This is a genomic window from Chitinophaga sp. (genome assembly GCF_035564935.1).
In the GTDB taxonomy this organism is placed as follows: Bacteria; Bacteroidota; Bacteroidia; order Chitinophagales; family Chitinophagaceae; genus Chitinophaga.
Map to the genome: position 1 here is coordinate 1 of NZ_DATMTE010000660.1, position 8,937 is coordinate 8,937.

The 8,937-nt window shown below is 47.6% G+C and carries 7 protein-coding genes; all 7 read left to right on the plus strand.

The genetic code is table 11. The features are described 5' to 3' along the window. A partial coding sequence (locus VN105_RS17015; RefSeq protein WP_325642727.1) for a SusC/RagA family TonB-linked outer membrane protein occupies positions 1-2,138 on the plus strand: 2,138 nt, incomplete at its 5' end. Positions 2,139-2,157: 19 nt separating this feature from the next. Continuing rightward, positions 2,158-4,110 carry a RagB/SusD family nutrient uptake outer membrane protein gene (locus VN105_RS17020; protein WP_325642728.1) on the plus strand — a complete coding sequence of 651 codons (1,953 nt, stop codon included), beginning with the start codon at positions 2,158-2,160 and terminating at the stop codon, positions 4,108-4,110. An 11-nt stretch (positions 4,111-4,121) separates the two neighbouring features. Further along, the gene (locus VN105_RS17025) at positions 4,122-4,823 is read left to right on the plus strand and encodes a DUF3823 domain-containing protein (protein WP_325642729.1); all 702 of its coding nucleotides are present in this window, start codon (positions 4,122-4,124) and stop codon (positions 4,821-4,823) included. 166 nt (positions 4,824-4,989) lie between these two features. Beyond that, positions 4,990-5,166 (plus strand): hypothetical protein, encoded by a 177-nt coding sequence (locus VN105_RS17030; protein ID WP_325642730.1) that lies wholly within the window; start codon positions 4,990-4,992, stop codon positions 5,164-5,166. Positions 5,167-5,329: 163 nt separating this feature from the next. After that, a complete protein-coding gene (locus VN105_RS17035) occupies positions 5,330-6,256 on the plus strand; it encodes a YihY/virulence factor BrkB family protein (protein WP_325642731.1) in 927 nt (308 codons plus the stop codon). A gap of 67 nt (positions 6,257-6,323) precedes the next feature. Then, a complete protein-coding gene (locus tag VN105_RS17040; protein ID WP_325642732.1) occupies positions 6,324-7,703 on the plus strand; it encodes an MFS transporter in 1,380 nt (459 codons plus the stop codon). Next, the gene (locus VN105_RS17045; RefSeq protein ID WP_325642733.1) at positions 7,703-8,881 is read left to right on the plus strand and encodes an AGE family epimerase/isomerase; all 1,179 of its coding nucleotides are present in this window, start codon (positions 7,703-7,705) and stop codon (positions 8,879-8,881) included. Before VN105_RS17040 ends, VN105_RS17045 begins: the two co-directional genes overlap by 1 nt. Positions 8,882-8,937: the final 56 nt, after the last annotated feature.

The window sequence follows — 8,937 nt, forward strand, 5'->3', positions numbered from 1 at the left end:
TCACCCGCCTGGATCAGAAATCCGTGCTGGGAAGAGAGTTTGACTTTAACCGCACCAACATCCAGAGTAATGTGGATGCTAAAGTAGCCAAACGTGTACAGGTAGGTGTACAGATCAATGGCCGTATTGAACAAAGGGATAATCCCGGCGTACCTGGCGGCGACGACTATTGGGCGCCCCGCTTTGCCCTGTTCCGCAACAGGCCCACAGAAAGGGCATACGCCAACGACAACCCCCTGTATCCAAATGATATAGGCCATAACACGGAGAACTGGGCGGTTCAATCCAAGGCCATCTCCGGCTACTGGACGGAAGACTGGCGCGTATTGCAAACCAACTTCAACGCCACGTATGAAACACCCATCAAAGGGCTTACACTGAAAGGTATGTACTCCTATTACTTCGCGGACAAATTAATGAACGGCCACGAATACACGTACGATACCTACACTTACCAGGAAGCTACTGATACCTATCTGCGCACCGGCGGAAGCTCCAACCCATGGCGGGAAAGAGGTACCCATAAAGTACTGGAAAATGTACTGCAGGGTCAGATCAACTATAACAATACTTTCGGTAAGCATACCATTGGCGCCACGCTGGTGTCTGAACGTATCAAACGCCGGGAACTGGATGTATGGGCGCACGCCGTACCAAAAAGTAATGTGCTGCCGCTGATCCAGTTTTCCGATATGGATACCTACAATGATAAGGACTGGACAGAAGCCCGTGTAGGTTATATCGGTCGTTTAAACTATGGCTTCGCCGATAAATATTTCCTGGAAATTGCCGGCCGTTATGATGGCTCCTGGAAATTTGCTCCGGACAGAAGATGGGGCTTCTTCCCATCTATCTCCGGAGGATGGAGGATCACAGAAGAACCCTTCTTTAAAAACTGGATCGGCGGGAACTCTATTCTTACTGAATTAAAGCTGCGCGCTTCCTACGGAGAGCTGGGTGATGATGATATCGGTATCGGCGCATACGATTACCTGCCCGGATACACTTACGGTACTTCTACAGTGATCCTTGATGGTACGGTGATAAGAGGCTCGCGCGATAAAGGCGTTCCCAACAACCGCCTTTCCTGGTTCACCAGTAAGATTGCGGACGTGGGCCTGGACTACCAGTTATGGAACGGTAAAATATCCGGTGCGCTCGACTTCTTCAACCGCAAACGCTCCGGCTTACGCGGCCGTAAATATGACGTGCTGGTGCCAAGTGAAATAGGCTATAACCTGCCGGATGAAAACGTGAACAGCGATTCGCAGAGAGGTGGAGAATTTTCTGCCGCCTATAACGGACAAGCTGGTAAAGTGAGCTTCACGGTGGGTGGTAACGTATCCTATTCCCGCAGCAGGTTCCTGGAAAGTTACAAGCCTATATGGGGCAACTCATGGGATCATTACAGGAACTCTATTGAAGACCGCTGGAATAATATTTTCTGGGGATATGAAGCCATCGGCCAGTTCCAGTCGCAGGAGGAGATCAACAAATACCCGGTTAACGTTGACGGACAGGGTAACAAAACCTTATTACCCGGAGATATCATCTATAAAGATGTGAACGGCGATAATGTGATCAATGAATACGATCAGCGCCCCATCGGCTACCAGACCACCGGTAACCCTACCGTAAACTTCGGTTTGAACTTCGGCGTAAGATGGAATGGATTCGACTTTACAGCCGACTTCTCCGGCGGTTCCATGTATTCCTACAACCAGAACTGGGAAATGAGATGGCCTTACCAGAATGGTGGTAACCTCCTGAAACAATTCTATGATGACCGCTGGCACCGCGAAGATCCTTTTGATCTGAACAGCAAATGGATCCCTGGTAAAAATCCGCCGCTGCGATTCAACAAGGGGGGCCACAGCAACTATAACAAACCATCCACCTTTTGGCTGCAGAATGTGCATTACCTGCGGTTGAGGACAATGGAAATCGGCTACTCTATTCCACAGCAAATACTGGACAGGATTAAGTTTAAGAAAGTAAGGGTATATGTAAATACTTACAACCTGTTCTCCCTGGATAATGTGAAAGACCTTGGAATAGAACCGGAAATAGCAGATGAAAACGGATTGCAATACCCGCAGAATAAGCTGGTGAATGTTGGTTTGAACTTTACTTTCTAAGTAATAAATAAGTTTCGTTATGAAAAAAAGTTTGTTATATATAGGTCTTTGTGCGCTGATTTTAAGTACGGCCTGTAACAGGGACAAGGAATTTCTGGACGTACCACCGTCCGATATCCTGCAAAACGACCAGTTATGGAATGATGAAGGTTTGATCCTGTCTGTACTGGCGGATCTGTACGACCGTTATCCGGACAGGCAAACGGATGTTAATAATTCCCCTATTCCCTCCATGGTGGTGCAAACCATCGATAACTGGGGGGAGTTTGCCCGCTTTGATGAAGCCTTTGCCTCTGAAAACGGCCAGTACTGGCGGCATAGCTTTGTTGAATATCCATATGTGTTCCCGGGCATGATCGTTAAAGGTGGTGCGGAAGTAACCTACTGGGATTACGCTTACATCAGGGAGCTGAATATCTTCATTGAAAAATGCGCTGCTTCCACAAAGCTGAAACAGGAAGTAAAGGACCGCTTTGTTGCTGAAGCGCGTTACCTGAGAGCAGTGGTGTATTTTGAAGAAGTAAAAAGAGTAGGCGGTGTGCCGCTGATCCTTAAAGCGATGGAATACGATTATAAAAGCGATCCTTCTTACCTGCAAAGTCCACGCGCCAAAGAATCAGAGATCTATGATTTTGTGATCAGTGAAATGGATACGGTAAAGAAATATGTGCCTGCAAGCCCGGTTAGCAAAACCCGTGTTACCGTAGGACTGGCACTGGCTACCAAAACCAGGGCGGCATTGTATGCAGGCTCTATTGCAAAGCATGGCGCTGAAACGCCGCAGGTAACGCTGCCTGGCGGAGAAGTAGGTATTCCTGCATCAAAGGCGGCCGCTTATTATACTACCGCCTTGCAGGCCGCACAGGAACTGATAGCTACCGGAAGTTATTCTTTGTATAAAAAGAATACCGATAATCTTACGCAGAACTTCATCAGCCTGTTTATAGATAAAGGCTCTAACCCCGAAGTGATCTTTGCAAAGGATTATAAACTGCAAAGCGGAAGGGTACAGCCCTGGACCTTATGGAGCCAGCCCCGTTCCAATGCAGAGGAGCAACAGGGCGGTCGCCTGAACCCCTCACTGAACCTCGTACAGTCGTTCGAGTTACTGGACAATACCTTTGCTCCGCTGCCCACCAATGCTGCCGGCGGCGACTATATTTACTACAACGATCCGCTGGACCTGTTTGCCAACAGGGACCCGCGTTTAGCCGCTACCGTTATACTGCCAGGATCTGAATTTAAAGACAAGAAGGTGGATATCTGGGCCGGCTATATCAAGAAAGACGGCAGTATTGTTACCGGTGATAATTTTGGCGCCAAGGGAAAGCTGGAACCCGGTGGCGCGGATGTACAGGTAGTAGGTTTCGACGGACCGGTAAACAACCTCGAATTTAGCGCGCAATCAGGTTTTATTATCCGCAAGTATATGGACCCCACCGTTGGCTCCGGCCGTATTGGTACCCAGAGCGAAGTATGGTGGATCCGTTACCGCTATGCGGAAGTATTGCTGAATGCTGCGGAAGCGGCGTTTGAACTGGGCCAGGCAGGCGTTGCTGCGGGCTATATCAACCAGGTGCGTGAAAGGGCAGGATTTACAATTCCGCTCACTGCAGCGCAAATCACCTTCGACCGGATCGTACACGAAAGAAAAGTGGAGCTGGCGTTTGAAGGACATGAGTTCTGGGATATGAAACGCTGGCGTTTGGCGCATAAGATCTGGAATGGCGCCAAAGTACCGCTTACTACTACTCCCGGAAGCGCAACGGCGGTAAGCACCCGTGTATTTGGCCTGTGGCCGTATAAGGTGTACAACCCCGGCAGTCCTAATAACGGCAAGTATGTATACAAACAGGTGTTGCCCGGAGCTGTTACTTCTGCACATCTGTTCCGTTTAGGAAATTATTATGCTTTTATCGATGAAGGTATCAGGAGTAATAATCCTAAGATAGTTAAGAATCCTAACCAGTAAAGTGAATTATCATGAGAACTAAAATTCAGTATGCCGTACTCATTGCGTTAGGTATATTTTCTGCCTCCTGCAAGAAAGATAATTATAAGGCGCCATCCAGTACCTTTAACGGGCGACTGGTATACCAGGGTGAGCCCATCAATGTAAGCTATAATGATGTGTATTTTGAGCTGTGGGAATCAGGTTGGGGAACAAGAACGCCGATAAACGTAAGTGTTAGCCAGGATGGCTCGTTTTCAGCTTTGCTGTTTAACGCCGCTTATAAACTGGTGATCCCCTCTTCCCAGGGGCCGTTCATATCTATCCCGGATAAAACAACCAATACAGATACTATTCCGCTGACTATTTCCGGCAACCTGCGCCAGGACATTGAGGTGATGCCGTACTACATGATCCGCTCCCCGAAGTTTACAGCAGCAGCCAAAAAGCTTACTGCTACTTTCAGTGCGGAAAAGATCATCAAGGATGTAAATGCCCGCGACATCGACCGGGTATTCCTGTACGTAAGCAAAACCCAGTTTGTGGATAACAGGAACAGTATTAAAACAGCTGAGCTGGCAGGCGCCGATATCACTGATCCTGCGAATATCAGCCTGCAGCTGGATATCCCGGATCTGCAGCCTGCACAGGCTACCGTATTTGCAAGGATCGGCTTGAAAATAGCCGGTGTGGAAGATCTGCTTTTCTCCCCTGTACAGGAAATTACTCTGTAGAGAGAATGATGAACAGACCGTTTAACCTGCCCTCCGGTTTCCCGGAGGGCTTTTTATATTCATGAGTTTGATAATTGCGGGATCAGAATAATAGGGCGAAAAAAAATATCTGAGAGGATATTTTTTTGCTCCTGATGAAGATATTACATTTGATAAATAATGAAACATGGAGCAGGATACTTTGCAACAATTGCAGACCAGGTTCGATGCTTTAGAGCGCAGGATGGAAGCAATATTGTTGAAATTAAATGTAATAGATATCCGTGTAGACCTGATGGAAGCAAGACTTGACCACCGATTTGATTTGATAGATGAACACCTGGCCTTTATAAAGCAGTATTAGGAATCGTTGGATGAGTGAGTCCCCGCTGCACCGCGTATTTATTTTTTGAAAGCACTATCCCCCCGTAAATGATTTAATATCTCCGTAAATACACCTGATCCCTTCTCCCATAATCCTCCAAAGCTGCAGATAAAGGAAATTAATCTGTAAATTGGGCGCAGGTATGGACAACGTTACAACAGAAAAGCAATTACCACGCTGGCAGCTCTTCCTGCTTTCCTTCAAAGAAGCATATAAGGCATTACAGGCGGCCGATCCGCTGCGGATGGCCGGCGCTACTGCTTTTTTCACCACTTTTGCATTACCTGCCATTCTCATTATTATCATTCAGCTGCTGCGTATTATTTTCCGGATCCAACACCCGGGCCAGCGTTTGATGAAGCAACTCGAAAATATGTTTGGGCAGGAAACAACCGAAGCCATCCTGGAAACACTGAAAGCTTTCCGCAGCATCGCACAAAACTGGATCATCGCCATCGCAGGGTTTATTTTCCTGCTGTTTGTAGCTACCACACTCTTTAAAATTATCAAAGGCTCCCTGAATGAGCTGTGGAAAATAAGACGTATTCATAAAAGCAGCTTTGGAGAGATCATGGTATCACGGCTGAAAGCAGTATTGGTGATCGTTTTTGCCGGCGTTCTCTTTATCATTGAACTGGTAGCGGAAACTGCGCGTACCTTTCTCGGCAAATATATAGACCTGTACCTGCCTGCCCTGGGCAGTTATTATAACAGCACCCTTAATTATGTGATTTCCGTGATCATCGTTACCATCTGGTTTTTCCTGGTATTTCTTTTCCTGCCGGATGGACGCCCCCGTTGGCGGGTGGGCATTACCGGTGCACTGGTGACCAGCATCCTGTTTAACATAGGGAAAATGGTATTGAAGGTGATGCTCACCTACAGCAGTATCAACAGTATTTATGGCGCCTCTGCATCTACCGTGCTGGTGCTGTTGTTCATGTTTTACTCTTCCCTGATCTTTTATTTCGGCGCCTGTTTTACCTATTCCTGGGGAGCGCTTACCGGCCGGCCTGTAGAACCGCTGCATTATGCCGGCAGGTTTGAGATCACCCCTGCGGAAGACTGATATTATTATAAAAATGCTATTTTACAGAGATAGATTTACTTATTGCTGATAAAGCAACATTCCACCTATGACTAACAAGATTTCGTTAAAGGAAAAAATCGGGTATGGCTTTGGAGATATGGCTTCTTCCATGTTCTGGAAGTTGTTCGGCATGTACCTGTTGTTTTTTTATACAGATGTAATGGGCATTGCTGCCGCAGCGGTGGGAACCATGTTCCTGATCACACGTATCTGGGATACCTTCTTTGATCCGGTAGTAGGAACGCTGTCGGACAGAACCCATTCAAAATGGGGAAAGTTCCGGCCCTACATTTTATACATGGCAATACCTTTCGGTATCATCGGCGTGCTCACTTTTACCACACCGGCTTATAGCGCTACGGGCAAGCTGGTATACGCTTATATAACCTACTCCGCCATGATGATGATCTATTCACTGATCAACGTGCCATATGCATCGCTGCTTGGTGTCATCTCTGCAGATGGAAAGGAGAGGAATACGCTGGCCTCTTTCAGGATGGCTTTTGCTTTTGGCGGTAGTTTAATAGCGCTGGCATTGATAGAGCCGCTGGTCAGCTTTTTCAGCAAAGCCGGTGGAAAGGAAAGCCTGCAACCTGGATGGCAGTTGGGAGTGGCAGTGATTGCAGTTATCTGCGTGATCTTATTCCTGTTGTGTTTTGCCTGGGTAAAAGAAAGAGTACAACCTATCAAAGAAAAACAACCGTCCCTGAAGGAGGATGTAAAGGATCTCAGCAGGAATAAGCCCTGGTGGATATTGCTGGTTGCGGGTATTGCAGCGCTTATTTTTAATTCCATCCGCGATGGCGCCACCCTCTACTATTTCAAGTACTATATTCAGCATACAGATGCTTTTAAACTGGGCAGTATGAACATTACCTGGTCCACCTTGTACCTGGTACTGGGCCAGGCGGCGAATATAGCGGGCGTAATCCTTGCTTCTCCCATAGGTAATAAGATAGGTAAGAAAAATACCTACCTGGGAGCCATGGTCATAGCTTCGGTACTTAGCATAGGATTTTACTGGCTGGGCAGGGAGCAGCTTACACTGATCTTTGTATTCCAGTTCCTCATCAGTATTTGTGCAGGGATCATTTTCCCGTTGCTTTGGTCAATGTATGCCGACATTGCAGACTACTCCGAATGGAAGAACGGGCGCCGCGCTACGGGCCTCATTTTCTCGTCTTCGTCTATGTCTCAGAAATTCGGATGGACTATCGGCGGTGCGCTCACCGGTTGGCTGCTGGGCGCCTTTGGTTTTAAAGCCAATGAAGCACAGGCGGATGCTGCGCAGAACGGCATCCTGTTAATGCTTAGTTTTTTGCCAGCTATCGGTTCGGTATTGTCGGTCATATTTATTGCCATGTACCCGCTTTCTGAAGAGCGTATTGCTACTATATCGGCGGAACTGGAACAAAGAAGGAAATAATGCAGCAGGAATTAAAAGCATCACTGGAAAAGGAACTCACGGCTATTCTCAGCTACTGGATGAAATATACACCGGATAAAACATACGGTGGCTTTTACGGTAAGCTGGGAAATGATAGCATCCCTGTGCCGGAAGCCCCAAAGGGAGCGGTATTAAATGCCCGTATCTTATGGACATTTGCCGCTGCCTACAACCATACCCTCAACCCGCTCTATCTCGCAACAGCAAGCCGTGCATACCATTATTTTAATGCGCACTTCGTTGATCATACTTACGGTGGCGTATACTGGACGGTAGATCATACCGGCCGGCCGGCGGAAACAAAGAAGCAGGTGTACGCCATTGCATTTGCATTGTACGCCTATAGTGAGTATTACAAGGCCACCGGGCATCCGGAGGTGCTTACCGCAGCTGTCTCTCTTTACAACAGCATTGAGCAGCACAGCTTCGATCCGGTACATGATGGTTATTTTGAAGCCTTTACACGCAACTGGCAGGAAATAGCAGACCTGCGTCTCAGCGCAAAGGATGCCAACGAAAAGAAAACCATGAATACCCATTTGCATGTGGTGGAAGCATATGCCAACCTTTACACCGTTTGGCCGGACAAACAACTACGCGCGCAAATACAACGTTTGCTACAATTATTCTATGACAGGATCATCGATAAAAAGAGCGGACATCTGCATTTATTCTTTGATGAACAATGGCAGGTAAAAGGCAACAACATTTCGTACGGGCATGATATTGAAGCCAGCTGGCTATTGCCCGAAGCCGCGGAAATCATCAGCCACACCACCCTCACTACACACTATAAAGAGCTGGCCCTGGTAATGGCCAACGCCACCCTGCAGGAAGGAACCGACAAAGACGGCGGCCTCTGGTATGAATATGAAACCACCCAAAAGCATTTGGTGGCGGAAAAGCACTGGTGGCCGCAGGCCGAAGCGCTGGTAGGGTTTATCAATGCCTGGCAGCTGCAGCCACATGGCCCTTACCTGCAACACGCACAAAACACCTGGCATTTTATTGAACAGCACATCATCGATAAAACGAACGGCGAATGGTTCTGGGGTGTCTACAAAAACTACTCCCTCATACCGGAAGACAAAGCCGGACTCTGGAAATGCCCCTACCACAATGCGCGCGCCTGCCTCGAAGGATTGAAGCGATTGTAGTCGCCTTCGGCGACTGAAATTGTCTTGGAGCAGGATTAAACTGATTAATCATGATT

Bases quoted from the DNA above. Each gene is read 5' to 3' on its own strand.
- VN105_RS17025 (WP_325642729.1), top strand. From the start codon at position 4,122: ATGAGAACTAAAATTCAGTATGCCGTACTCATTGCGTTAGGTATATTT.
- VN105_RS17045 (WP_325642733.1), top strand. From the start codon at position 7,703: ATGCAGCAGGAATTAAAAGCATCACTGGAAAAGGAACTCACGGCTATT.
- VN105_RS17030 (WP_325642730.1), top strand. From the start codon at position 4,990: ATGGAGCAGGATACTTTGCAACAATTGCAGACCAGGTTCGATGCTTTA.
- VN105_RS17035 (WP_325642731.1), top strand. From the start codon at position 5,330: ATGGACAACGTTACAACAGAAAAGCAATTACCACGCTGGCAGCTCTTC.
- VN105_RS17020 (WP_325642728.1), top strand. From the start codon at position 2,158: ATGAAAAAAAGTTTGTTATATATAGGTCTTTGTGCGCTGATTTTAAGT.
- VN105_RS17040 (WP_325642732.1), top strand. From the start codon at position 6,324: ATGACTAACAAGATTTCGTTAAAGGAAAAAATCGGGTATGGCTTTGGA.